This window comes from Gemmatimonadaceae bacterium, assembly GCA_035533015.1.
GTDB lineage: Bacteria > Gemmatimonadota > Gemmatimonadetes > Gemmatimonadales > Gemmatimonadaceae > JAGWRI01.
In genome coordinates this window covers 1-25,045 of sequence record DATLUQ010000033.1, presented here as the reverse complement: position 1 = coordinate 25,045, position 25,045 = coordinate 1, and the positions used below count along the sequence as shown (strand labels likewise).

The window sequence follows — 25,045 nt, the reverse complement described above, 5'->3', positions numbered from 1 at the left end:
TCAGGCCGGACGGCCGTTCACGTCGTCGGGAAAGAAGACGCTGATCGTCGAGCCCTGGCCGGGCACGCTCTCGGCGCGCACCGCGCCGCCGTGGGCCTCCGCCAGGTGCTTGACGATGGCCAGCCCGAGTCCGGTGCCCCCCTCCTCGCGCGACCGCGCCGCGTCCACGCGGTAGAACCGCTCGAAGATCCGCCCCAGGTGCTCGGGGGCTATACCAATTCCAGTATCGCGTACGCCTACCCGCACGCCGTCGGGCTCGCGGGCGGCGAACAGGGTCACGGCCCCGGACGGCGTGTAGCGCACGCCGTTCTCCGTGAGGTTGACCAGGATCTGCCGCAGCGCCACGGGGTCGGCGCGCACGAACGCCGCGTCGTCGGGAATATCGCGCGATACGGCCAGGTGCTTGGCCGTAGCGGCGCGGTCCACGCTGCCGAGGACGTCGGCCGCCGTCTGGCGGATGTCGAGCCGCCGCGGCTCCGGCCGCCAGCTCCCCGACTCGTAGCGGGACAGGTCGAGCAGGTCGTCCACGATGCGCTGCATGCGGTGCGCGTTGGCGCGGATCATGGCCGCGAACCGCTGGCGGTCCTCGGTGGTCAGGCCCGGATCGGCCAGCGTCTCGGCGAATCCGCCCACCACCGTGAGCGGCGTCTTGAGTTCGTGCGAGGCGTTGGCCACGAACTCACGGCGCACCGTCTCCAGCCGCCGCCGCGCGGTGAGGTCCTGCAGCGCGAGCACGGCCCCGCCGCCAGGCAGCGGCCGCCCCACGACCGCCAGGATGCGCTCGTCGAGTTCGAGCTCGGCGGTGTCGGGGGCTCCACCGGCCACGGCCGCGCGCAGCGTCTCGCGCAGCGTACGTCCCGGTGGAAGGCGGTCGGCGGGAAAGGGTACCGCGTCCGACACGCCGAGCAGCCGGCGGGCGCTGCTGTTGAGCCGCACCACCTGATTCCGAGCGCTCACGACCACGATCCCTTCGTCGAGGGCCTCGATCGTGGCGCGCATCAGCCCCTCCTCGGTCTGGAGGGCGGCCAGCCGGCCGGCGAGTTGCTCGGTCATCCGGTGCACGGCCGCAGCCAGGTCGCCGACCTCGCCGGGCGCGTTGAGGCTCGGCCGCCGTGTCAGGTCGCCGTCGGCCACGGCGCGCGACACGTCGCGCAGCGCCACCACGGGCCGGGACACCGAGCGCGCGAACAGGGCGGCCAGCAGCATGGCGCCGAGCAGGGCCAGCGCTCCTGCCACGAACACGTCGCGCTGCGCCGCTCCCACGATATCATGCAGCGTATCGAGGCTGATCGACACGCGCACGAATCCCATGGGGTGCCGCACCGCCACGTACAGTTCGTTGTCGCCGGCGCTGGCGCTTTGCCGGTACGCGCTGCCCGCGCCGTCGCGGCGGGCGGCCACGACCTCGGGGCGCGCGGAGTGGTTCTCCAATCCGCGCAGCTCGGCCGCCGTGAACTTGGAATCCCCGCGCACCACGCCGTCGGCGCCGATCAGCGTCACGCGCCGGTCGAGCGCGGCGCCAGCCGCGTCGGCCAGCGAATCCGCGTCCAGGCCCGGACGCCAGAGGACGGCTACGAGGCGCGCCGAGCGCGTGAGGTCCGAGACCGCTTCGGCCTGCAGTTGCTGGCGGAGCCGCGAACCGGCGATCGTGACGATCGCCGTCACGAGGGCGACGATCACGACCGTGGAGCCGAGGAGGAGTCGCCGGGTGAGGCTCACACGCCGCGCCAGGCCGGCCCGCGCAGGCGGTAGCCGAACCCGCGCACCGTCTCGATCATCTCGCCCGCGTCGCCGAGCTTGGCGCGCAGCCGCTGCACGTGCATATCGACCGTGCGAGTCTGGATGTCGGGCGCCGCTTCCCACACCGTTTCGAGCAGATGGGCGCGCGCCTGCACCCGGCCGCGGCGCTCGTACAGCAGCAGGAGCAGCCGGTACTCGGTGGGCGTGAGTTCGACCTCGTGCCCCGCGACGCGCACGCGGTGGGCGGCGCGATCGATCTCGATCGGGCCGTGGGTCACGACGTCGGTGGGGCCGACGCCGCTCGACGCGACGCGGCGCAGGATCGCCCCCACGCGAAGCACCAGCTCCTGCGGGCTGAACGGCTTGGTGAGATAGTCGTCGGCGCCCACCGACAGCCCTTCCACGCGATCCTGTTCCTCGCGGCGCGCCGTGAGCAGCAGCACGGCGATGTCGCGGGTGCTCTCGTTGGCCCGCAGTTCGCGCAGCACGTCGAGTCCGGACATGCCCGGGAGCATCAGGTCGAGCACGATCAACATCGGGCGCTCGTGCCGCGCCGCCGCCAGCGCATCGGGCCCGTTGGCCGCCGTCGACACGCGATAGCCCGCCTTGGCCAGGTGAAAGGCCACGAGCGCGACGATGTCGGGCTCGTCGTCCACCACCAGCAGGCGGGCCCCTGCGGCGGGCGCCGTCACGAACGATCCTCTTCGAGCTGCTGGCGAATGCGCGCCACGATCATCCCGATCGCCACGGTATTGTGGCCGCCGCGCGGCACGATCACGTCGGCGTACCGCTTGCTCGGCTCCACGAACTGGAGGTGCATGGGCTGCACGGTCTTCACGTACTGGTCCAGAATCTCCTCCAGCGGCCGCCCGCGCCGCGCGATGTCGCGCCGAATGCGCCGTATGAGCCGGATGTCCGCGTCGGCATCGACGAACACCTTCACGTCGCAGAGGTCCCGCACCCGCGCCTCGGCGAAGAGCAGGATACCGTCGATCACCACCACGTCGGCCGGCGGGACCGCCACGTGCTGCGGGCTGCGAACGTGCTGCACGAAATCATAGACCGGCTTCTCGATCGCCCGCCCCTCCGCGAGCTCGGCCAACTGGCCCTCGAGCAGCTCCCAGTCGATCGACTCCGGATGGTCCCAGTTGATCTTCCGACGCTGTTCTATCGGCAGTTCCGAATAGTTCTTGTAGTACGCGTCCATGTCGATGAACGCCACCGACATCGAGGGGAGCGACTCCGCCACGCGGCGAGCCACCGTCGATTTGCCCGACCCGGTCCCGCCGGCGATCCCGATGATGAGGGGTTTCACGAGGCGACTCCGTTCGGGTTTTCACGTGACCCGAATCTCGCCGAACCGACGCCAGACCTTCGCGAAGTGACTGTCACGATCCTGTATCGTTGAGGGAGGAAACAACGACGCCCCGAAAGCTGAGCGGACCGCGGAGGGCGCGTCAACCGCGGACTCCCGGCTCTACGGCGAGCCCGCTAGCTTTTCCGCATGAAACGTACAACCTGGGCGCGCCTGGGGGCCGGCCGGTGAGCGATCCCCTACGCGCCTTCGTCAACGCGGTGCCCGTCTCCGTGCCGCCGGGCGCCACCGCCCTCGACGCCGTGCGTGCCTGGAAGCCCGCAGAGGCCGACGCGGTCTCCGCCGGTGCCCGCCTGATCACCGACAGCCGCGGCCTCCCGATCGACGCCGCCACCCCGCTGCAGGCCGGGGCGATTCTGCGCACCGTTCCGCGCCGCGGCCCCGGTGCCGACGATCCCGACCCGTTCGGCGATTCCGCATGAGTCCGACCATTGACCGCGGCCTGCTCCGCAAGCTTCCCAAGGCGGAGCTGCACTGCCATCTGGACGGCTCGGTGCGGGCGGAGACGCTGCTCGAACTGGGCCGCGAATACGGCCAGACCATGCCCCGCGGCGACGCCGATGCGTTGCGCGCCCATATGCGTGTTTCCGACGCCCACAACCTCGAGGAATACCTCGAACGGTTCACGGTCACGCTCTCCGTGATGCAGACGGCGGCGGCGCTCGAGCGCATCGCGTACGAGCTGGCCGTGGACGCCGCCGCCGACGGGGTGCGGTACATCGAAGTGCGGTACTCGCCCATCCTCAACGTGCGCCACGGGCTTTCGCTCAGCGATGCGGTGGAGGCCCCGCTCCGTGGGCTGGCCCGCGCCCAACAGGAACTGGGCGTGGTGGGGCGCGTGATCGTCTGCGCGATTCGCAGCATGTCGGCCGATGTGTCGCTGGAACTGGCCGAGTTGGCGGTGGCCTTCCGCAAGGACGGCGTGGTGGGGTTCGATCTCGCGGGGGGCGAGGCTGGCCACCCCGCGGTGCTCCACGCACACGCCTTCGCGCACGCCCGCACGCACGACCTGGCCTGCACGTGCCACGCCGGCGAGGGCGACGGCCCGGAGTCCGTGCGGCAGGCCCTCCACAACTGCTGCGCCAACCGGATCGGGCACGGCACGCGCATCTTCGAGGACCCGGCGTTGCTCGACTACGTGAACGACCACCGCGTGCCCATCGAGATCTGTCTCACGAGCAACGTGCAGACGCGGGCCGCGGCTTCGTATGCCGAGCATCCGCTACGGATGTACTACGATCGCGGGATGAACGTCGTGCTCAACACCGACAATCGCCTGATGAGCGGGACGACGCTCACCGAGGAGTACGAACACGCCGCTCGGGCGCTCGACTTCTCATTCGACGAGTTGGCCCGTCTCGCGCTGAATGGATTCGAGAGCGCCTTCCTGCCGCACGACGAACGCCGCGCGCTGGTGGCGGCCGCGGAGCGCGACCTGGCGGCCCTCAAGCGGGGCGACGCGTGAGCGGGGCCTACGGCGCCGGAGCGGCCCGCGCCGCCGCGGCGGCGATCCGCGCCCGGACGGGCGAGTTCACCCCCGTGGCCGCGATCGTGCTCGGCTCCGGCCTCGGCGCACTCGCCCAACGCGTGAAGGACCCCACCGTCATCCCGTACCGCGAGATTCCCGGTTTCCCACCGTCCACGGTGGAGGGCCACGCCGGCGAACTGCTCGCCGGCACGCTCGCCGGGCGCCCGGTGCTGGCGCTGGCGGGCCGGTTCCACATGTATGAGGGGCACGCCGCCGCGGTGGCGGCGTTTCCGGCGCGTGTCGTGCACGCGCTCGGCGCTCCCGTGCTCATCGTGTCCAACGCCGCCGGCGGCATCGGCGCGTCGTTGGCCGCCGGGACGCTGATGCTCATCGACGACCACGTGAACTTCATGTTCCGCAGTCCGCTCATCGGCCCCGTGGAACCCGGCGACGAGCGGTTCCCGGATATGTCCGATCCCTACGACCCGGTTCTGCGCGCGCTGGCGCGCAGCGTGGCCGACGCCAACGGGATCGTGCTCCAATCGGGGGTCTATGCGGGGCTGCTCGGCCCGAGTTACGAGACGCGCGCCGAGGTGCGCATGCTGGCTGCCCTCGGGGTGGATGCGGTCGGGATGTCCACCGTGCCCGAGGTGCTCGTGGCCCGCGCCATCGGGCTGCGGGTGCTCGGCATCAGCTGCATCACGAATCCTGCCGCCGGCCTTTCTGAAACTCCAATAACTCACCCCGGCGTGATCGAGACCACGGCGCGCGCGGCGGCGGCATTCGAAACATTGATCGAGGGCGTCGTGGCGGCGCTCTGACCGGCGGGGGCGCCGCCCCCACGCAATCGTTTTCCCGGCTGGATCGTCCTACTGTCGTCCGGCGCCGGCCCACCTCTCCGCTCCATCCCACACACCCTTGCGACTCCTCACCCTCGCACGAGACCTGCGGCGCCGGAAAGCCCGCGAAACGCGGAACCTGTTCGTGTGCGAGGGCGTGCGCGCGGTGGAGGAACTGCTTCGCTCGCCGATCGCTCCCACCGGCATATTGGTGGCGCCGCAGCTGCTCGAGGCGCCACGCGGCGCCGCCCTCCGCGAGGCGATCCGCCGGTCGGGGTGCCCCGTGGAGGAGGTGGCGCCGCGCGACTTCCACACCGCCGCCGAGACCGACTCCCCGCAGGGCGTGATCGCCATCGCGCCCATTCCGGAGCGCTCGCTCGACCGCGTGGAACCGGCCGACGGTCTCCGCCTGCTCGTGCTCGACGCCGTGCAGGATCCCGGCAACGTGGGGACGATCCTCCGGACCGCGGCCGCGCTCGGCGCTACGGCCACCGTCGCCCTGCCGGGGACGGTCGATCTCTGGAACGCCAAAGTCGTTCGCAGTGCGATGGGCGCCCTCTTCCACCACCCGTGCATGGCCGCTACCTGGGAGGACGTCGACGCGTTCCGGCGGCGCTCGGCGCTCGCGCTCTGGGTGGCCGACGCCGCGGGCACCCCGCTGGGCGGCGCGCCGGCGCCCTCCCGGCTCGGCCTCGTGGTCGGCAACGAAGGCGCCGGCGTGTCGGCCGAGGCACGGGCACGCGCCGATCGCCTGGTGGCGTTGCCGCTGGACCCCATCGTGGAGTCGCTCAACGTCGCGGTCGCCGCCGGGATCCTCCTTTACGAACTCCGCCCGTGACCGGCGATACGTACTTCGAAATCGTGGCGTTCGTGTTCGGCGCCGTGATCGGGTCATTCCTGAACGTGTGCATCGGCCGGTGGCCCGCCGAGCTCTCGGTGGTGCGTCCGCGGTCGCGGTGCCCCAACTGCGGCCACCAGTTGGCCTGGTTCGAGAATATCCCGCTGCTCAGCTGGATCGTGTTGCGCGCCCGCTGCCGCTGCTGCGACGAGCCGATCTCGGTGCAGTACCCGCTGGTGGAACTGGCCGTGGGCATCCTGTGGGCACTGTGCGTGGCGTCGCTCGGGCCCACGCTCACGGCGCTGCGGGTGGCAGTCACGGCTACCACGCTCCTGGGCGTGGCCATCACCGACGCCAAGCACTATCTGATTCCCGACGGGTTCACGCTGTTCGGGCTCGGGTTCACGCTCGTCATGGCGGTGTACGCGTCGGTGACGGCGAACCCCGGTCCCTTTGCGGGCGCGTACGACGCCTTCATCGGCGCGTGCGCGGGTGCCGGGATGATCGCGATCGTCGGGTGGCTCGGCGAGCTGGTGTTCAAGAAGGAAGCGATGGGGATGGGCGACATGACGCTGATGGCATTCGTGGGCGCTGCGGTGGGCCCTGAACGGGCCATCCTCACGGTATTCGTGGGGTCCGCCATCGGCGCCGTGGCGTTTCTCCTCGTGGTGTATCCGGTCGCCTGGCTCACCCGTGGGCGGCGCGCAGTGCAGGCCGAACTCGCTCTCGGAACCCCGGCGTTCGAGCCGCCGCTCGTGCCGTTCGGCGTGTTCCTTGCGCCTGCGGCAGTCGTGACATTGCTTTGGGGAAATGCGTTGTTTGCCCGGATTCTGGGGGGCTGACCGCCCCGCGCGTCCCCTCCGCCCATGATCGACGAACCGCCTCGCACCGTGACCGGCGCGCTGGCGCGCTTCACGCGCGATCTGACCGCGGACGCACGCGCCGGCCGGCTCGAGCCGGTGCGCGCGCGTCAGGAGGAGATCGCCCGCGTCATCGACATCCTGCTGCGCCATGGCAAGAGCAATCCGGCGCTGGTCGGCCCGGCCGGCGTGGGCAAGACGGCGATCGTCGAAGGTCTGGCGCAGCGGATGGCCGAGGGAGGCGTGCCGCTGGCGCTCCGCGACGTGCGGCTGCTCTCGCTGGACCACGTATCACTGCTCGCCGGCTCCACCTACCGCGGGCAGTACGAGGAGCGGATCCGCACCCTGGTGGCCGAGACGCAGGCGGCGCCCGATGTCATTCTGTTCATCGACGAGTTGCATAACCTCATCGGCCAGGGCACGGCCATGGGCACGGCGATGGATGCCGCCAACATGCTCAAGCCGGCGCTGGCCCGCGGCGACTTCCGCGTGATCGGCGCCACGACCGACGAGGAGTACGACCGCTGGGTGCTGGGCGATCCGGCGCTGGAGCGCCGCTTCCAGAAGGTGGCGGTGCGCGAGTTGAGCGTCGAAGCGGCGCTCGACGTGTTGCGGGCCAGGCAGCAGCGGCTGGAACGGCATCACAACGTGGTGATCAGCGACGACGCGATCGAGGCGGCGGTGCGGCTCACCGACGCCCACGTGCGCGACCGGCGCCGGCCCGACAAGGCCATCGACGCGCTGGACGAAGCGTGCGCGCACCTCCAGGCGGTGACGGTGTACTCTCCTCGCATCGAAGCACTGCTCAAGGCGCGGCGGATGGTGCGCGCCAAGCGGCCGCCGACACGCGAGCCGGAGCGGGAGGACGATCCGATCGATTCGATCGCTGCCGTTATCGAAAGGTTCGGTGCCGGGCTCGAACGGGCGCTCACCGAGACCGAGGGCCCGGAGCGGGCACCGGCGCCACGTCCGGCGCCTGCTCCGCCCGCCAGTGGCGCGGGACCGGCCGGTGCGGCACTCGACGCCGAGATCGCTCGGCGCCTGATGGAGGAAGGGATCATCGTTCGCGGCCACGATGTGGCCCGTGTAGTCGCCCTGATGTCGGGAGGTCCTGTCACGTGGGGTTGAGAGCACGTTCGTTCGCGCTGGCGCTCGCCGCCGGCGCCGTGGTACTCGTTGCGGGGTGCGGCCGTCGCAATGGCCGCACGGGGCAGGGTCCGTACGCCGACATGGTCGCCGATGCCGTGCCCAAGGTCGAGAAGGCGATGGGGGTTCCGTTCAAGACGCCCCCCAAGCTCGAGGTGCGCACGCGCGAGCAGGTACGCGACTTCCTGCTCAAGAAGTTCGACCAGGAGACGCCGGCGGCCGAACTGGCGGGCGAGGAGGCGGCGTACAAGGCGTTCGGGTTCATTCCCGACTCCCTCAATCTGCGCGACTTCCTGGTCAAACTCCTCACCGAGCAGATCGTCGGGTATTATGACCCGGGCCCCAAGGTGCTCTACATCGTGCAGGGCGCCCCCGAAGACCTGGCCGGCGTGACCGTTACTCACGAGTTGGTGCACGCGCTCCAGGACCAATATGTGAATCTCGATTCCATCCAGCGCGCGACCGGTGACAACGACCGTCAGATGGCCGCCCAGGCGGTGATCGAGGGCGAGGCGACGTACGAGCAGATGGCGATCATGACGGGCACCGGGAACATCGCCACGCTCCTGCCCGGCGGCTGGGACCGCGTGCGCGAGATGATTCGCGAGACGCAGGGCTCGCAGCCGGTCTTCGCCTCAGCCCCGGAGGTGATCCAGGAGGAGCTGCTCTTTCCGTACCTGAGCGGCGCCGAGTTCATCCGGCGGTTCAAGACGCACTATCCCAACAAATTGCCGCTCACCGACATGCCGGTGTCCACCACGCAGATTCTCCACGAGTCGGCGTTCTTCGGCGACACGGTGGACGTGCCGGCCACGGTCGTCCTGCCGCGAACGGCCGGGACGACGGTGGACGAGAACGACCTCGGCGAGTTCGACACGCGGCTGTTTCTGTATCGGCACACCCGCGACCAGACGCTGGCCGTGAACGCCGCCGAGGGCTGGGACGGCGACCGCTACCGTGTGCTCAAGGAGCCGTCGGGCACAGCCGTGGTGTGGGTCACCGTGTGGCGGACCAACGTGGCGGCGGCCCAGTTCGTGAGCGCGTTGGGGCAGGCGTCGCAGCGGCGGTACCGGACCCCCGATCCGGTGGTGGCGTCGAGCGGGCGCCGCACGTACCGGGGCAAGACGCGCCAGGTGCAGATCACGCCGATGACGATCGGCGGGCGCCAGGCCGTGGTGTACGTGGACGTGCCGGCCGGCAGTTCGTTCGCCCTGTTCGATCCGGCAGCTATTCAAGTTCGCAAATAGTCTACATGCCGGCGAGGCGCGAGAGGGAGAACCCGATCACGGCGATGAGCCCGCCCAGCACGTAGCCGATGAAGATGATCAGTCGCAGTTCGCGATTGATCACGCCCCGGATCAGTTCCTCCAGGCGCTCGAAGCTGAAGGCCAGCACCTTGCGCTCGACCATCGCCTGCACGTCGAGCCGCTGGATGAGACCGGGAAGCTGCGACTCCACCAGTTCCCAGAGGGCCGGCGCGAAGGCGCCGCCCAGCCGCGTCGCGCTGTCGGGCGGCAGCCAGCGCCCCGGCCGGCCGATCGGGCGGTCGAGCAGCCGCTGGACGGCCGAGCGCGCCGAATCCTCGAGCAACTCACGCGATCGCGGCGAGCGCGCCGCCGTCACGATCCACCCGGTGAGCGTGTCGTCGTCCAGCGGGGCGAGCAGTTCGCCCCACGTCTTCTGCTCGGCGCGCGCCAACGCTTGATCGAGCTTCTCCACCAGCAGTCCGCGCGTCTCGACGGCACGCAGCACGCGCACGAGCCCGCCGGCCACGGTGTTCATCAGCGCCTGCGCGCGGTCGCTGTCCGGCGGCCCCACGATCTCCGACAGGGGCTTGGCGAAATACGACGTGACCGCTTCGTGCACCGCGGCCGTAATGCGCTCGCGAACGGTGGGGTCCTCGAGCAGCTCGCCCAACTGCTCGGCCCCCTCCTTCTCCACCGAATCGAGGGCCTTGTCGAGCGTGTGCTCGGTGAGCACCAGCTTGGCGATCAGACGCTCGTGGAACTTGAGATCCTCCACGAAACGCTTGAACAACCCGTGCAGCCGCACCCGGATGCGTTCGCGGGCGCCCGGGTCGCGCAGCACGCCCGCAAGCTTCTCCACCGCGATCGGCAGATAGGCCTCGATGCCGCTGTCGATGGCCGACACGAAAGCCGGCGGCACCTGCTCCATGAGCGGCTCGGGCGACGACAGCATGGCGCGCGCGCGTCGCGCCACGTAGTCGTGCACGCCATGCTCGAGTTCTCCCGACTGCGCGAACTCCTCGGCCCACGCGGCGGCGCGGGCCGTGATCGCCGACCGCCGCTCGGCGGTGAGCACGTTGCCCACCACGCGGTCGGCCAGTTCGGCCCGCCGGCGCCGCACGAATGCGCGGGCGCGCTCGGCGAACTCGGGGGAGTCGGCGAACTCGGCCATCCGCTCGGCCACGATCGGCACCCCGGCCACGAGCGCGCGCTCGACTTCGAGCACCACCGAGGGGGGAAGGATCTCCCGCAGCGACGCGCGCTCGGTATCGAGGACGTTCCCGATCACGAGGGCCAGCGTGTCGTCCAGTCGCTCGCGCACGCCGGCGCGCGTGAGTTCGGCCATGATGTCGTGCGGCGTGAGCAGCCGCTCGCCCACCGTGCGCCCGAGGCTCTTGGCCAGGCGCGCCTGGTTCTTGGGGATGGCACCCTGGAAGCCCAGCACCTTGCGGCGCGGATGGAACAGCATCCACACGGCGACGGTGTCCGACGCCCCGCCGGCCACGGTGCCGATGGCCACGTGCACGGTGAACTGCACCCACGGATTTTGCGGATCGATCATCGGCGGCCGCCGGCTCAGGGGGCGTCGGCGGCCATCGGTTCGCCCGACGACGGCGTGTCGCGCGGCGCAGCGTCTGCCGTCTGGCCGTCGCCCGCCCCGGCCGTATCGTCGACCCGCCGGCGCGGCGGTCGGGCGCGCGCGCCCTCCCGGTCGAGCAGCGCGTGCTGCAGCACCTGGTCCATGCGCTCCACGAACACGAACGCCATGTGCTGGCGCACCTCCTCGGGCACGTCCCGTACGTCCTTCTCGTTGGCCTTGGGCAGGATCACCTCGCGCAGCCCCGAGCGGTAGGCGGCCAGCACCTTCTCCTTCACGCCGCCGATCTCCAGCACCTTGCCGCGCAGGGTCACCTCGCCGGTCATCGCCAGATCCCGGCGCACCGGGCGCTGGCTGAGCACGCTGGCGATGGCCAACGTGATCGTGATGCCGGCGCTGGGGCCGTCCTTGGGAATGGCCCCCGCGGGCAGGTGGATGTGCAGATCGTGCTCCGTGAACGTGGCGTCGGCAATTCCGAGCTGCGAGGCACGCGACCGCACGTACGAGTGGGCCGCGTCCACGGATTCACGCATCACGTCGCCGAGTTGGCCGGTGACGGTGAGACGCCCGGTGCCGGCCATGCGCAGCGCCTCGATCACGATCAGGTCGCCGCCGCTCGACGTCCAGGCCAGCCCCGTGACCACTCCCACTTCGGGCGCCTGCTCCGCCGCCTCGGGCACATAGTGCGGCACGCCGAGCAGCGCCTCCACGCGCTTCTCCTCGATGAGCCACGCCCCCTCCTCGCTCTCTGCCTTGCGCCGGGCCCGCTTGCGCAGGATCGCCGACAGGTTGCGCTCGAAGTTGCGGAGCCCGGCCTCGCGCGAGTACCGGTTGGAGATGAAGCTCAACGATTCGTCGGTGAACTGGATGTCGAGATCGGTCAGGCCATGGTCGGCGAGCAGTCGCGGCAGCAGATAGCGCCACGCGATCTCGACCTTCTCCTCCACCGTGTAACCCGCGATCTTGATGACCTCCATGCGGTCGCGCAGCGGGCCCGGAATGTCGAACAGGTTGTTGGCCGTGCAGATGAACAGCACCGACGAGAGGTCGAACGCCAGGTTGAGGTAGTGGTCCGTGAACGTCTTGTTCTGCATCGGATCGAGCACCTCCAGCATCGCCGCCGCGGGATCGCCCGACGGTCCGCCCCCCGACATCTTGTCGATCTCGTCGATCATCAGGATGGGGTCGTTCACGGCCACGCGGCGCAGCGCCTGGAGCAGCAGCCCCGGCATGGCGCCCACGTAGGTGCGCCGATGGCCGCGGATCTCGGCCTCGTCGCGCACGCCGCCCACCGAGATGCGGTAGCAGGGCCGTCCGATGGCCGCTCCGATGGCCGTGCCCAGCGACGTCTTGCCGGTGCCAGGCGGGCCCACGAAGCACAGGATCGGCCCCTGCGACGTGCCGCCCTTGAGCTTGCGCACCGCCAGGAACTCGAGAATCCGCTCCTTGGCCTCGTCCAGCCCGTAGTGCCGCCCGTCGAGCGCCTCCTGGACCTTGGCCAGCTCGATCTCGTGATGCCCGGAGTTGACGCTCCACGGCAGCGCCAGCATCCAATCCAGATACGTGCGCACCACCTGGTACTCGCTCGACGCCGGCGAGAGCATGCGCAAACGCTCAATTTCGCGCCTGGCCTCGGCCAGCGCCTTCTCCGGCAGCTGCGCTTCGTCCACGCGCGTCAGCAGGTCCTGGGCGTCCTTCTCCGCCGGATCGGCCTCGCCCAGTTCGCTCTGGATGGCCCGCAGCTGTTGCCGCAGATAGAACTCGCGCTGGTGCTCGTCGATCTTGATCTCGGTTTGCTTCTTCACGTCGTCCAACACGCGCGCCCGCGCCACCTCGCGTTCCAGTCGCGTGAGCACGAACCGCAGCCGCTGCCCCACGTCCAGCCGCTGGAGCACCTCGTCGCGGTCGGCGATGCGGAACCCGAGGTTGGTGGCCGCCAGATCGGCGAACCGTCCCGGATCGGCCACGTTCATGCGCAGGATCGACGGCACGTCGGCCGAGACCTTCTCGCCCAGATCGGCCAGCGTCTCCGCGGCCGTGATCACCTGCGTGATCAGTGCGCGCCCCTCGGCCGCCTCCACCGGCGTCTCGCTGGAGTCGCGCACGATGGCCACCGGGTACGGTTCGGTCTGTTGCACGCCTTCGATGAGGATGCGCTGCACCCCTTGCAGGGTGATCTGCACCGTGTGTCCGGGCAGATTGATGCGCTCGTGCACCCGCGCCGCCACCCCGATGCGATTCACCACGGCTTCGGTATCCAGCGGGTCTTCGGCTTCGCCCGGCGCTACGACCAGCGCCACCAGCACCCCGGGGTCTGGGTTCTCGTCGAGCAGCGTGATGTTTTCGGGGGCGCCCATCTGCACGGCAATCGTGCCGTGGGGGAAGACGATCGTGGAGCGCAACGCCATGAGCGGCATCGTGCGCGGCAATAACGACGCGAATAGATCTTCTTGCCGAGGGACCTTGGGCATTCTCCTCACGAGGTGGGATGCGAGTCGGACGGCGGCACGGTGGGGCGGGCAGGGACGGGCGCGCGGCGCACCCGGTTCCCTTGTCTTAAATCATAACAGCATCTACGTTTAACGGCTATGTTCGATGAGCTGAGTTCCAAGCTGGAAGCCGCGTTCTCGCGCCTGCGGGGACGCGGCGTCCTGTCCGACGCCGACATCAAGGAGGGGCTGCGCGAGGTCCGTCGCGTCCTCCTCGAAGCCGACGTCAATTTCCAGCTCACCCGCGAATTCCTGGAACGGGTGGAAAAGAAAGCCACCGGCGTGAGCCAGCTGCGCACGGTGTCGCCGGCGCAACAGCTCGTGAAGATCGTCCATGACGAACTCACGGCCATGCTCGGCGAACGCCGCGAAGGGCTCAAGCTCAGCTCGGTGCCACCCACGGTCGTCATGATGGTGGGTTTGCAGGGATCGGGCAAGACGACGACGGCCGCCAAGCTCGCCCGCCGCCTCAAGGGTGAGGGCCGCTCGACGCGCCTCATCGCCGCCGACGTGTACCGCCCCGCCGCCATAGACCAGCTCGAGACGCTGGGCCGTGAACTGGACGTGCCCGTGTACGCCGACCGGTCCACCGCCGACGTGGTCAAGATCGCCATGGCCGGCCTCGACCAAGCCCGCCGCGCCCGCGACCGCGTGGTCATCGTCGATACCGCCGGCCGCCTGCAGATCGACGACGACATGATGGCCGAACTGGAGCGGCTCAAAGCCGCCATCCACCCCGACGAGATCCTGCTCGTGGCCGACGGCATGACCGGCCAGGAAGCGGTGCGCATTGCCCAGGGGTTCGACGCCAAGCTCGGGGTGACCGGCGTGGTGCTCACCAAGATGGACGGCGATGCGCGCGGCGGCGCCGCGCTCTCCATCTACGGCGTGACCAAGAAGCCCATCAAGTACGTGGGCGTCGGCGAGAAGAGCGACGCGCTCGAGGAGTTCCACCCCGACCGCATGGCCGGTCGCATCCTCCAGCAGGGCGACATCGTCACGCTGGTGGAGAAGGCGCAGGAGTCCTTCGACGCCGAGGCCGCCAAGAAGCTCGAGAAGAAGGTGCGCAGGGAAGGGATGGATCTGAACGACTTCCTCGCCGCCATGAAACAGATCGAGAAGCTCGGCCCGCTCGAGGGCGTGCTCAAGCTCCTGCCCGGCGTCAATACCAAGATGCTCAAGCAGGCCAAGCAGGCCGACCCCAAGCGGATGAAGCACCTCGAAGCCATCGTCCTCTCGATGACGGCCGAGGAGCGCCGGGAACCGGGAATCATGAACGGATCGCGGCGGTCCCGCGTGGCCAAGGGGTGCGGGCGCCCCATCTCGGAGGTCAACCGCCTGCTCGAGCAGTTCCGCGACATGAAGAAGATGATGAAGAAGGCCACGGGCGGGGGCGGGCAATTCCGCCCCGGCATGTTCGGGATGCGTTAGTTTTGTAGGTTGCCACACCGGGTGCGGCCGGGAATTACCCGGTACGCGAGGAGCCCGGAGCAGTGCCGTTACCCAGGACGAGGAGCTCACCACCATGTCGGTCAAGATTCGCCTGCGCCGCACCGGCCGCAGCAAGCAGCCCTACTACCGTATCGTCGTCGCCGACTCCCGCAGTCCGCGCGACGGCCGGTTCATCGAGATCGTCGGACAGTATGCTCCCCGCCAGGGCGAGACGGCGCTGAACCTCAAGGCCGAGCGCGTGCACCACTGGCTCGACAACGGCGCCCAGCCCACGGACACGGTCCGTTCGCTGCTCCGCAAGGCCGGCATCCTCAAGACGCGGCACGAAGCACGCCTGGCCACCAAGCTCAAGGCGGGCGCCGTCCCGGTCACCGCCACGCCCGTCGAGGGCTGACCGCCCAGGCGGGGCACCGGGATATGACCGCGCCCGAATTCCTGATCGTCGGGCGGGCTCGCAAGGCACACGGCATTCGCGGCGAACTCGTCGTCGAGCCGATCACCGACGGGCCGGACGCGATCTTCGCGCCCGGCCGTCGCGTTCTGGCGGGCAATGCCCGCGGCGACCTCTCCCCCGACCGGCGCGAGCTGCACGTGGCCACCGTACGCCCCATGGGCCAGGGGCTGCTCGTGAAGTTCGACGAGATCCCCGACCGCACCGCCGCCGAGGTCTGGCGTGGCCGCTACTTCCTGGTGCCGGGCAGCGAACTGCCGCCGCCCGATGAACACGAGGTCTACGTCCACGACCTCCTCGGCATGCGAGTGGTGCTCGTCTCGGGCGAGGCCGTTGGTCAGGTGCGGGAGGTGTACGAACTGCCGCAGGGGTTCGCCATCGACGTCGCCCGCGACCGGGGCACCGTGCTCGTGCCGTTCGACGAGCGGGTGGTGACCGGGGTGGACCGCGTGGCGCGTGTGATCACCATCGACCCACCCGCCGGGCTCCTCGACTGATGCTGCGCATCAACCTGATCACCATCTTTCCCGACTTCTTCGCCGGCCCGCTCTCGCTGAGCATTCCGTCACGAGCCGAGGCGGCGGGGGGCGTGGCGTACCATGTGGTGGACCTGCGCGACTACACGCACGACCGCCACCGTACGGTGGACGACTATCCATATGGGGGCGGTGCGGGGATGGTGATGAAGCCCGAGCCGTTTTTCGAGGCGGTGGAGGCGCTGGGCGCCCGGGATCCCATCGTGCTCGTGTCGGCGCGCGGGCGGCCGTTCGTCCAGGCCGATGCCGCCCGGTTCGCTGCGGGAAGCGAACTGACCATTCTGTGCGGCCACTATAAGGATGTGGACCAGCGGGTGGCCGACCACCTGGCCACCGAGGAGTTGTCGCTGGGAGCGTTCGTGCTGAGCGGTGGGGAACCTGCGGCGCTGGCCATCGTGGACGCGACGGTGCGGCTGCTGCCCGGGGCGATGTCCGATCTGGAGAGCGCTCGCACGGATTCGTTCCACGGCGATTCGGGGCTGAGCGCGCCGAGCTACACGCGGCCGCCCGAGTACCGGGGGTACGCGGTGCCCGAGGTGCTGCTGTCCGGGGACCATAAGAAGATCGCCGAGTGGCGGCGGGTGGAGGGGGAGCGGTTGACGCGTGGGCGTGATCCGGCCGGGGGCGCGGACTAGCGGGGCGTCCGCAGCCCCATTAACTTGCCCTTTCTCCACCAGATAACCTGATATTTCACGGGCCCTTAGCCCGGAGCGACATATGCACGCGTTCATCGAGACCCAGAAGGAATGGATCCGCGCCGACATGCCGGCGTTTCGACCGGGCGACACGCTGCGCGTGAACGTGCGCGTGAAGGAAGGCGACAAGGAGCGGATCCAGGCGTTCGAAGGCGTCTGCATCGCGCGCCGCGGGTCTGGTGTCAGTGAGACGTTCACCGTGCGCAAGATCTCGAACGGTGTGGGCGTGGAGCGCATCTTCCCCGTGCACAGCCCGATGATCGGCGATCTGGTGGTTGTACGTCGCGGGCGCGTGCGTCGCGCCAAGCTCTACTATCTGCGCCATCTCACCGGCAAGGCCACGCGCATCAAGGAGCGTAAGGCGCGCGTCCAGGTTCCCTCGTCGGATTCCGCCGAGCGCGAGTAGGTGATGGCGCCGGGCGCCCGCCGTCACCGGTGGAGCACGCTCGAGCGCGAACTGCGGCAGACCGTCGGTCCGTTGCTGGCCGGCGTGGATGAAGTGGGACGGGGCCCCCTGGCGGGCCCCGTTGTCGCATGCGCCGTGGTCATGCCGCCCGGCATGCGGGCGATTGCCGGCGTGAACGACTCCAAGCAGCTCACGGCGCGCGCGCGGGAGGGCTTGGCGCTCAAGATTCGCGCCCGCGCCCTCGCCCTGTCGCTCGGCGCGGCCAGCGTGCGCGAGATCGACGAACTCAACATCTACAAGGCCAGCGTGCTGGCCATGCGGCGGGCGCTCTGGCGTCTGGCCGTGCGGCCCGACCACGTGATCGTGGACGGCAATCCCATCCGGACGTTGGGGGTGAAACACACGGCGGTGGTGGGGGGCGACGGGCGGTGCTACAGCGTGGCGTGCGCGTCGATCGTGGCCAAGGTGACCCGCGACCGGCTGATGCGTGCCCTGGCGCGCCGTTACCCGGGCTACGAGTGGGAGCGCAACGTGGGCTACGGGACACCGGCGCATCTGGACGGTCTGTGGGGGCACGGGGCCACGGTCCATCATCGGCGGTCGTTCCTCCCGATTCGCCAGCTGCAGATCTTCGATTAGCGGACGAATTCACATTGGAGTCAATTTAATTGGCGCCAATATGAAAATTCCCCAATCGGTTTCTTGTGCTTTGTTTGTATTCATGTGACTTTCACGCCTCGTAGCACGGTTGGTGATGGTGACGCCGCTCGTGACGAGCCGGCGCCGCGGCCCTCCCCGGGCCGCCCGCATTGACCCCTTGGGCGCGCGGTCGCCGCGCGCGCATGCTGGTATGTACGAGTCCTCGCTGCACCCCCCGCTGTCGTAGTCGCACTCGATCCCGAACAGACAAACATACGAGTTTACAGAACGCCCCGCGGCGCTCGCCGCGTCGCGTCTGACTGGCGTTGCACGACCCGCGCGCGGTTCCCTGCCGCGCCGGCCATGGGCACTCGTCGCCCGCAAGGCGGCGAACACCGGAGGCGAACGATGCGATTGGGACGCTGGAGACTGTTGGCGACAAGTGCCACCGCGGCGCTCTTCCTGATGATAGGCGGGGCTTCGGCGGCATCGGCGCAGGGCACGATCACCGGGCGTGTGGTGGACCAGACCAGCAACGCCCCGATCAGCGACGCCCACGTGATGGTCGTGGGCAGTCCGTCGTCCGTCACGACCGGGCAGGACGGGCGCTACACGCTCAACGACGTGGCCGCCGGTGTGCACGACGTGCGGGTGCTGCGCGTGGGCTTCGAGGCCCGGAAGCTGACGGTGACGGTCGTCGCCGGCCAGACGGCGACGTTGAACTTCGCGCTCGCGCCCACGATCGTGAAGCTCCAGGACATGGTGACGACGGCCACCGGTGAGCAGCGCAAGGTGGAGCTCGGCAACGCCATCTCGACGCTCGGCGACGTCTCCAATCGCGTGCAGACCTCCGCGATCACCGACATGACCGATCTGATGGTGGCCAAGGCGCCCGGCGTGATCGTGCTGCCCGGCAACATGACGGGCTCGGCGCCGGTCGTGCGCATCCGAGGCCTCAACTCCCTGTCGCTGGACAACGACCCGATCTACATCGTGGACGGCATCCGGATCACGTCCAGCGCCATCGGCGTCTCGACGGGTGGCACCGCGGAGAGCTTCCTCAATACGCTCAGTCCCGACGAGATCGAGGACGTGGAGATCGTGAAGGGTCCCTCGGCGGCCACGCTGTACGGCACCGATGCCGCCAACGGCGTCATCGTGATCACCACCAAGAAGGGCCGAGCCGGGCCAGCCAAGTGGACGTGGTCGGCGGAGCAGGGCTCGGTGCGCGACCTCAACCACTACCCCGTGCAGTACGCGCTATGGGGCCACAACCCGACGTCCACCTCCACCACGCCGATCCGCTGCCTGATGCAGACGAATCTGCCCGCGGGGACGTGCGTCGTGGACAGCACGACGTCGCTCAACCTGCTCAATACCCCGGGCCTGACCCCGATCCAGAACGGCAACCGCAGTCAGTACGGGGTGCAGATCAGTGGCGGGACGAACCAGATCCGGTACTTCGTGAGCGGGTCCCTCGAGAATGAGATCGGCCCGGTCAAGATGCCGCAGTTCTCGATCGATCGCTTCAATGCGCAGGGTACGTCCATTCTGGACACGTGGCTGCATCCCGAGGCGTACCAGCAGGAGAACGTGCGCGCCAACCTCACCGCGGCGCTCAGCCCGACGCTCGATCTCTCGGTGAATACGGGCATCGCCAAGACCGACCAGCGCCTGCCGCAAGTGGACAACAACAGCTTCAGCTTCCTCTACAACGCGTGGCAGAACCCGGGGTTCACGCACAGCGGCCTCGGCTACAACGCCACCGGCAGTCTGGGCGAGAACAAAATGGGCTACGGGTTCTTCACTCCGGGGGACATCTTCCAACGGCTCGTGCAGACCGGCATCCAGCGCCTTACCGCGAGCACGAACGCCAACTGGCGGCCGTTCCCGTGGATGGAGAACGCCGGCACCGTGGGCATCGATCTCGCCATCCGCGACAATCTCACGTTCTGCGCGTTCAGCACGTGCCCGAACTCGGGCACGACGCGGTTGGGCAGCATCACGGACGCGCACAACAACAACCGCGACTTCTCGGCCAAATTGGTGAGCACCTCGACCTGGCAGGCGCGGTCGTGGGCCAACCTCAAGACGACGCTCGGCGCCGACTACATCAACGCCGAGAACGACGGCTCGACGGCCAGCGGCTCTCAATTGGCACCGGGCGGGCAGACGGTGGGCTCGGCGGCCGTCCTCAGCGCCAGCAACTTCCTGCCGACGGCGGTGAAGACGCTTGGCCTCTACGTGCAGGAAGAGGCGGCCATTCGCGACAAACTGTTCCTCACCGCCGGAGTGCGCACCGACCAGAACAGCGCGTTCGGCACGAACTTCCAGCGCGTGTACTACCCCACGACGCAGTTGTCGTGGCTCATGTCGGACGAGTCGTTCTTCCCGCGCTACTCGTGGCTGGACCAGTTCCGCCTGCGCATGGCGTACGGCGCGGCGGGCGTGCAGCCGGGCGCGACCTCTTCGTTGCAGACGTATGTGCCGTCCACGGTGAACGTGAACGGAACGGATACTCCGGGCCTCAGAGCCGACGCGCTGGGCAACCCGAACCTCAAGCCCGAAACGTCGGCGGAATTCGAGGGCGGCTTCGACACGCAGCTGCTCCACAGCCGCGTGAACCTCGAACTCACCTACTACAGCAAACAGACGAAGAACGCGCTCATCCAGCTGCCCATCGCGCCCAACGCGGCGCCGTCGAACACGAGCGTGCTCGCCAACATCGCGTCGGTGAAGAACGCCGGCGTCGAAGCGACGCTCAATACGCAACTGATCGACATACGTCAGTTCGGCTGGGACCTGACGATCAACGCATCGCACAACACCAACAAGGTCGTGTCGTTGGGCACGAATCCGGGCACGGGCAAGCCGTACCCGACCATCGGCACGGGCACGACGCGTGACTCGGTCGGCCTGCCGATCAACGCGTTCTTCTATCACACGTATACGTATGCCGACTCGAACCACGACGGCTACATCACGGCCAACGAGGTCACGGTCAACCCGGCCTTCACCTACATGGGGTCTTCCGCGACTCCCAGGGACCTGGTGTCGGTGCAGAACGGCTTCGACGTACTCGATCGCGCCTTCCGCATCAACATCCTGCTCGACTACAAGGGTGGCTACAGTCTGCCCAACGCCACGGGCTCGTTCTATTGCCAGCAGACGAACACGTGCTATACCGAGAGCAATCTCCACGCGCCGTTGTGGGATCAGGCTCGGCTGGTGGCCCTGCGCTACGCCAAGACGTCCACGAGCGTGGGATACCTGGAGAACGGGCAGTTCTGGCGGCTGCGCGAGGTTTCGGTGGTCTGGAATCTGCCCACGCGCCTCACGCGCGTGCTGCGCGGCGCGGAGGGCGCGAACCTCGTGTTCTCGGCCCGCAACCTGCACGTGTGGACGGCGTACACGGGGATCGATCCCGAAGCGAACTACAGCACGGGCGATATCCAGAACACGTTCTCCACGATCGCGCCCCCGACGTACTACGTTGTCCGCTTGAATCTCCATTACTAGAACCCTCGAGGACGATACTCTTATGAATAGCCATATGGATCGCGCTCGATGGACGATCGCCGCAGCGGTCGGCGTCGGGCTCATGTTGACGGCGGGCTGCGATGTCAACAAACAGTTGCTGGAGCCGCAGCAACCGGGGGTCATCAGTCCGGCGAGCGTGGTCGGGGCCACCGGTGCCGAAGCGCTGCGCACCGGCGCCATCGGCCGCTTCCAGGCATGGACCGCCGGCGGCGGCAACAACAACCAGGAGAACATGGTGCTCGAGACCTCGTTGTTCACCGACGAATACAAGTCGGGAGACACGTTCTCGCAGCGCAATTCGTGGGACCAGCGCATCGTGCAGACCAATGACCAAGTGCTCGCGCCCGCGTACACCGCCATGCAGCAAGCCCGCGGCTACATCCAGAATGCCCTCCAGAGCCTCAAGGCGAACGTGCCGACGGCGCCGGCCGAAGCGGGCCAGATGTACTTCCTGCTCGGATACACCGAGATGCAGTTGGGCGAGTTCTTCTGCAACGGCATCGCCCTGGGCTACACCGAGAATGGCAGCCCCAACTACACGCAGCCGCTCACCGACCAGGCCGTGTTCGCCGTCGCGGCGGCGCACTTTGACAGTGCCACCGCGGCCAGCACGGGCACCGATGCGCTGAGCGTACAGGTGCACAACGCGGCAGCCGTCGGCAAGGCACGGGTGCTCGTGGACATGGGCCAGTTCGCCCAGGCCGCAGCGGCCGTATCAGCCGTCACGACCAGCTTTCAGTACACGATGACGTACGCCCAGACCAGTCAGGACAACGACATCTGGATCATGACCACCAACGTCAAGCGGTACACGGTGGGCGACAGCTTCGATATCGTGAACGGGGCGGTGAACCAGATCAAGAACGCCATCCCATTCGCGTCGGCCGCCGATCCGCGCGTGCCGGTCACGGGTGGGACGACCAACTTTGCGAACAAGTCGTTCGACGGCAACACCGCCTACGTGGGCCAGGCGCTCTGGGGCAGGGACGACCCGAACGTGATCGTGTCGGGCATCGACGCCCGCCTGGTCGAGGCCGAAGCGAAGCTGCAGACCAACGACTACGCGGGGATGGTGACCATTCTCAACGCGCTCCGTGCCGGCCCGCAGACGCTGGGCGTCCTCAAGGTGCCGGCGATGGCGGCGATTGCCACGACGCCGACCACGTTGTCCGATGCCGTCAGCCTGTACTTCCGGGAGAAGGCGTTCTGGCAGTTCGGGCGCGGCGTCCGGTTGGGCGATATGCGGCGCCTCATCCGGCAGTACGGGCGAACGCAGGACAACGTGTTCCCGACCGGCGTGTTCTTCAAAGGTGGCAACTACGGCACGGACGTGAACTTCCCGGTGCCGGACGCCGACAAGAGCAACCCGAACTTCAACGGGTGTCTCGATCGGAACGCGTAAGCGGGACGATGTCAGGTAGCAGGGAAACGCCCCGCATCACGCTGTGATGCGGGGCGTTTCGCATTGGTGGGGAGGGGCCTGGGGTTGCACGCGATGGGGACATGATGTATCATAGTCCGTATGTACGGACATTATGAGCATCATGCCCGGTCCGCGCCGCCCTGCTTCCCGCGCGCGCGCGACTTCCACCATCCGCTGCACCGGAGGCTATGCCCATCATGAGTGGAGAGATGTCGGCGTTCACGTTTCTCGCGGAAGTGTTCGGGGCGTCCATTGCCGGCGGTGTCCTCGGCTCGATCGCCGGCATCGGCGGCGGCGTCATCATCGTCCCCGTCCTCACGGTGTTCCTGGGGATGGACATCCGCTACGCGATCGGCGCGAGCATCGTCTCGGTGATCGCGACCTCCAGCGGCGCCGGCGCCGTCTACGTCCGGGACCGCATCACCAACATCCGCATCGCCATGTTCCTGGAGGTGTTCACGGCGCTCGGGGCGATCATCGGCGCCGCGCTCCTCGCGCCCCACCTCCCCACCAACTGGCTCTCCATCCTGTTCGGCGTCACCCTGCTGACCTCGCTCATCCCCATCTTCCGCAAGTTCGGCGAAGAACTGCCCGAGGGCGTCGTCGACGATGCGATGGCCCGCCGCTTGCGCCTCGATGGCTCGTATTTCGACAAACGGCTCAATCGCGAGGTGACGTACCACGTCACGGGCATTCCGCTGGCCTCGGGCTACATGTTCCTGGCCGGCATCATCTCCGGGCTGCTCGGCATCGGCGCCGGCGTCGTCAAGGTCCTCGCCCACGAGATCGCGATGAAGGTGCCGTCGAAGGTGTCCACCGCGACCAGCAACTTCATGATCGGCGTGACGGCGGCCGCGGCGTCCGGCGTCTATCTCAACCGGGGGCTGGTGCTTCCGTTCGTCGTCGCCCCGGTGGCTACCGGGGTGCTCGTCGGGGCATTCGCGGGGACCAAGATGATGGAGCGGATGTCCAACAACCACATCCGCCAGGTGTTCGCCGCCGCGCTCGCCCTGATCGGCGGACAGATGTTGCTTCGCGGCCTCGGGGGGCTCTGATGACGGTCCAGGAGACGAACGACGGTTCGGCGGGTCCGGTCCGCCACGAAGATCGGATCGCGATCGAGGACGTGTCGAGTTGGGTGCTGCGGATCGGCGTGGTGGCCAGCGTGGTCATCCTCCTGGTCGGCCTCGTCGTCTCGTTCGCGCACGGCGGGCTGACCCGACATGGCATGGAGACGCAGACATTCGACCTCAACGTGGGCGCGTTGCGCCACGGGATCGCGACCCTCCAGGGGTTCGCGTGGCTCGAGCTCGGCATCCTCGTTCTCGTGTTCACGCCCATCCTCCGCGTGTTCACCGCGATGGTGCTGTTCGCCGTCGAGGAGCACGACAGGTTGTATGCCAGCGTCACGTTTCTCGTTCTCGTGATGACGCTGGGGTCGCTGCTGTTCATCCGCTGATCGTGCCGACCGTGGAAGCGCTGAACCGAGAGAGCCCGATGCCATTGTGGGCGCAGCTGGAATCGCAGCTGCGTGCCCGCATCGCCGCGGGTGAATTCGAGGATCGCTTTCCGACCGATGCCGAGCTGGTCCGCAGCTACGGCGTGAGCAGGCACACGGCGCGCGCGGCGATCGGGCGGTTGCAGACGGCCGGGCTGGTCCAGAGGGAACGCGGCCGCGGCAGCAAGCTGCCGCGCGCCGCCCAACTCGAGCAGTCCATCGCGCCCTTCTACAGCCTTGCGGCGTCCATCAGCCAGCGCGGGATGGCCGAGCACTCGATCGTGCGACACCGGGCGTTGGAGTGCGACGGGGAAGCCGCCGCACGCCTGGGCGTCGCCCCCGAGACGAAGCTCGTGCACATCCAGCGGCTTCGGTTTGCGGACGACGAGCCGCTCGCCCTCGATGATTCGTGGATCGTCGGCGATGCCGGGAGGCCGCTCCTGCGGGCAGACCTCGGTCGCGGGTCGCTCTATGAGCTGCTGGCCAGCGAGGCCAACGTCCGCATCACCGGTGGGACGGAGCGGATCCGGGCGGCGCTTCCACCAGTATCGGTGCGCAAGCTGCTGGCGCTGCCCCGCGGTGAAGCCACGCTGGTCGTGGAGCGGGTAGCGTTCTCGGGCGAGCGTCCGGTGGAGTATCGCCACAGCATGGTTCGCGGCGATCGTTTTGCTTTCGTGGCCAACTGGAGCCGCGTGTCGCCGGGTCTCTGAGGACGCAGGCGCGATACGACGAGTGACCCGGGCGGGTCTCGAACCCGCGACCTACGGATTAAAAGTCCGTTGCTCTACCAGCTGAGCTACCGGGTC

The 25,045-nt window shown here is 68.6% G+C and carries 22 protein-coding genes, 1 tRNA gene and 1 pseudogene; 18 read left to right on the top strand and 6 right to left on the bottom strand.

All coding sequences use genetic code 11. From position 1 onward, the window contains the following. The 3 genes from VNF92_06885 to udk are packed head-to-tail and all read right to left on the bottom strand — an operon-like array spanning nucleotide 1 to nucleotide 3,055. Entirely contained in the window at nucleotides 1–1,719 is a 1,719-nt protein-coding gene (locus VNF92_06885) for an ATP-binding protein (GenBank protein ID HVA57595.1), read from the bottom strand. After that, a complete protein-coding gene (locus tag VNF92_06880; GenBank protein HVA57594.1) occupies nucleotides 1,716–2,432 on the bottom strand; it encodes a response regulator in 717 nt (238 codons plus the stop codon). Before VNF92_06880 ends, VNF92_06885 begins: the two co-directional genes overlap by 4 nt. After that, nucleotides 2,429–3,055 (bottom strand): uridine kinase, encoded by a 627-nt coding sequence (udk, locus tag VNF92_06875; GenBank protein HVA57593.1) that lies wholly within the window; start codon nucleotides 3,053–3,055, stop codon nucleotides 2,429–2,431. Before udk ends, VNF92_06880 begins: the two co-directional genes overlap by 4 nt. Before the next feature lie 227 nt (nucleotides 3,056–3,282). Here udk and VNF92_06870 point away from each other — a divergent pair, with 227 nt between their 5' ends. The 7 genes from VNF92_06870 (at nucleotide 3,283) to VNF92_06840 (ending at nucleotide 9,513) form a co-directional block, all read left to right on the top strand. After that, nucleotides 3,283–3,537 (top strand): hypothetical protein, encoded by a 255-nt coding sequence (locus VNF92_06870; protein HVA57592.1) that lies wholly within the window; start codon nucleotides 3,283–3,285, stop codon nucleotides 3,535–3,537. Further along, complete coding sequence (add, locus tag VNF92_06865) at nucleotides 3,534–4,580, top strand: adenosine deaminase (protein ID HVA57591.1); 1,047 nt, start codon at nucleotides 3,534–3,536, stop codon at nucleotides 4,578–4,580. Before VNF92_06870 ends, add begins: the two co-directional genes overlap by 4 nt. Beyond that, entirely contained in the window at nucleotides 4,577–5,404 is an 828-nt protein-coding gene (locus VNF92_06860; GenBank protein ID HVA57590.1) for a purine-nucleoside phosphorylase, read from the top strand. Before add ends, VNF92_06860 begins: the two co-directional genes overlap by 4 nt. Before the next feature lie 97 nt (nucleotides 5,405–5,501). Continuing rightward, nucleotides 5,502–6,260, top strand: a complete 759-nt coding sequence (locus VNF92_06855) for an RNA methyltransferase (protein HVA57589.1) — start codon at nucleotides 5,502–5,504, stop codon at nucleotides 6,258–6,260. Further along, the gene (locus VNF92_06850; GenBank protein ID HVA57588.1) at nucleotides 6,257–7,102 is read left to right on the top strand and encodes a prepilin peptidase; all 846 of its coding nucleotides are present in this window, start codon (nucleotides 6,257–6,259) and stop codon (nucleotides 7,100–7,102) included. Before VNF92_06855 ends, VNF92_06850 begins: the two co-directional genes overlap by 4 nt. A 24-nt stretch (nucleotides 7,103–7,126) precedes the next feature. After that, a complete protein-coding gene (locus VNF92_06845; GenBank protein HVA57587.1) occupies nucleotides 7,127–8,248 on the top strand; it encodes an AAA family ATPase in 1,122 nt (373 codons plus the stop codon). Further along, on the top strand, nucleotides 8,239–9,513 hold the full coding sequence (locus VNF92_06840) for a hypothetical protein (GenBank protein ID HVA57586.1): 1,275 nt from the start codon (nucleotides 8,239–8,241) through the stop codon (nucleotides 9,511–9,513). Before VNF92_06845 ends, VNF92_06840 begins: the two co-directional genes overlap by 10 nt. A 1-nt stretch (nucleotide 9,514) precedes the next feature. On the opposite strand, the gene VNF92_06835 is transcribed toward VNF92_06840, so the two are convergent. Both VNF92_06835 and lon read right to left on the bottom strand, forming a co-directional pair. Further along, a complete protein-coding gene (locus tag VNF92_06835) occupies nucleotides 9,515–11,074 on the bottom strand; it encodes a DUF445 family protein (protein ID HVA57585.1) in 1,560 nt (519 codons plus the stop codon). Nucleotides 11,075–11,088: 14 nt separating this feature from the next. After that, complete coding sequence (lon, locus tag VNF92_06830) at nucleotides 11,089–13,581, bottom strand: endopeptidase La (GenBank protein HVA57584.1); 2,493 nt, start codon at nucleotides 13,579–13,581, stop codon at nucleotides 11,089–11,091. Nucleotides 13,582–13,698: 117 nt separating this feature from the next. Between lon and ffh the strand changes: the two genes are divergently transcribed. The 11 genes and pseudogenes from ffh to VNF92_06775 all read left to right on the top strand — a co-directional run bounded on the left by ffh (nucleotide 13,699) and on the right by VNF92_06775 (nucleotide 24,949). Further along, nucleotides 13,699–15,030 (top strand): signal recognition particle protein, encoded by a 1,332-nt coding sequence (gene ffh, locus VNF92_06825; GenBank protein ID HVA57583.1) that lies wholly within the window; start codon nucleotides 13,699–13,701, stop codon nucleotides 15,028–15,030. Between the two features lie 94 nt (nucleotides 15,031–15,124). Continuing rightward, nucleotides 15,125–15,355 (top strand): annotated as a pseudogene (gene rpsP, locus VNF92_06820) (30S ribosomal protein S16). A gap of 113 nt (nucleotides 15,356–15,468) precedes the next feature. Continuing rightward, a complete protein-coding gene (rimM, locus tag VNF92_06815; protein ID HVA57582.1) occupies nucleotides 15,469–15,999 on the top strand; it encodes a ribosome maturation factor RimM in 531 nt (176 codons plus the stop codon). Further along, entirely contained in the window at nucleotides 15,999–16,673 is a 675-nt protein-coding gene (gene trmD / locus VNF92_06810) for a tRNA (guanosine(37)-N1)-methyltransferase TrmD (protein ID HVA57581.1), read from the top strand. The genes rimM and trmD overlap by 1 nt, the downstream gene beginning before the upstream one ends. An 82-nt stretch (nucleotides 16,674–16,755) precedes the next feature. Beyond that, entirely contained in the window at nucleotides 16,756–17,139 is a 384-nt protein-coding gene (gene rplS / locus VNF92_06805; protein ID HVA57580.1) for a 50S ribosomal protein L19, read from the top strand. Between the two features lie 3 nt (nucleotides 17,140–17,142). Beyond that, on the top strand, nucleotides 17,143–17,778 hold the full coding sequence (locus tag VNF92_06800) for a ribonuclease HII (GenBank protein HVA57579.1): 636 nt from the start codon (nucleotides 17,143–17,145) through the stop codon (nucleotides 17,776–17,778). A 408-nt stretch (nucleotides 17,779–18,186) separates the two neighbouring features. After that, entirely contained in the window at nucleotides 18,187–21,297 is a 3,111-nt protein-coding gene (locus VNF92_06795) for a SusC/RagA family TonB-linked outer membrane protein (protein ID HVA57578.1), read from the top strand. 22 nt (nucleotides 21,298–21,319) lie between these two features. Continuing rightward, nucleotides 21,320–22,720, top strand: a complete 1,401-nt coding sequence (locus VNF92_06790) for a hypothetical protein (protein ID HVA57577.1) — start codon at nucleotides 21,320–21,322, stop codon at nucleotides 22,718–22,720. A gap of 209 nt (nucleotides 22,721–22,929) precedes the next feature. Continuing rightward, nucleotides 22,930–23,796 carry a sulfite exporter TauE/SafE family protein gene (locus VNF92_06785; protein ID HVA57576.1) on the top strand — a complete coding sequence of 289 codons (867 nt, stop codon included), beginning with the start codon at nucleotides 22,930–22,932 and terminating at the stop codon, nucleotides 23,794–23,796. Further along, entirely contained in the window at nucleotides 23,796–24,200 is a 405-nt protein-coding gene (locus VNF92_06780; GenBank protein HVA57575.1) for a DUF1634 domain-containing protein, read from the top strand. The genes VNF92_06785 and VNF92_06780 overlap by 1 nt, the downstream gene beginning before the upstream one ends. A gap of 38 nt (nucleotides 24,201–24,238) precedes the next feature. Continuing rightward, nucleotides 24,239–24,949, top strand: a complete 711-nt coding sequence (locus VNF92_06775; GenBank protein ID HVA57574.1) for a GntR family transcriptional regulator — start codon at nucleotides 24,239–24,241, stop codon at nucleotides 24,947–24,949. A gap of 23 nt (nucleotides 24,950–24,972) precedes the next feature. On the opposite strand, the gene VNF92_06770 is transcribed toward VNF92_06775, so the two are convergent. Then, nucleotides 24,973–25,045, bottom strand: a tRNA-Lys gene (locus tag VNF92_06770).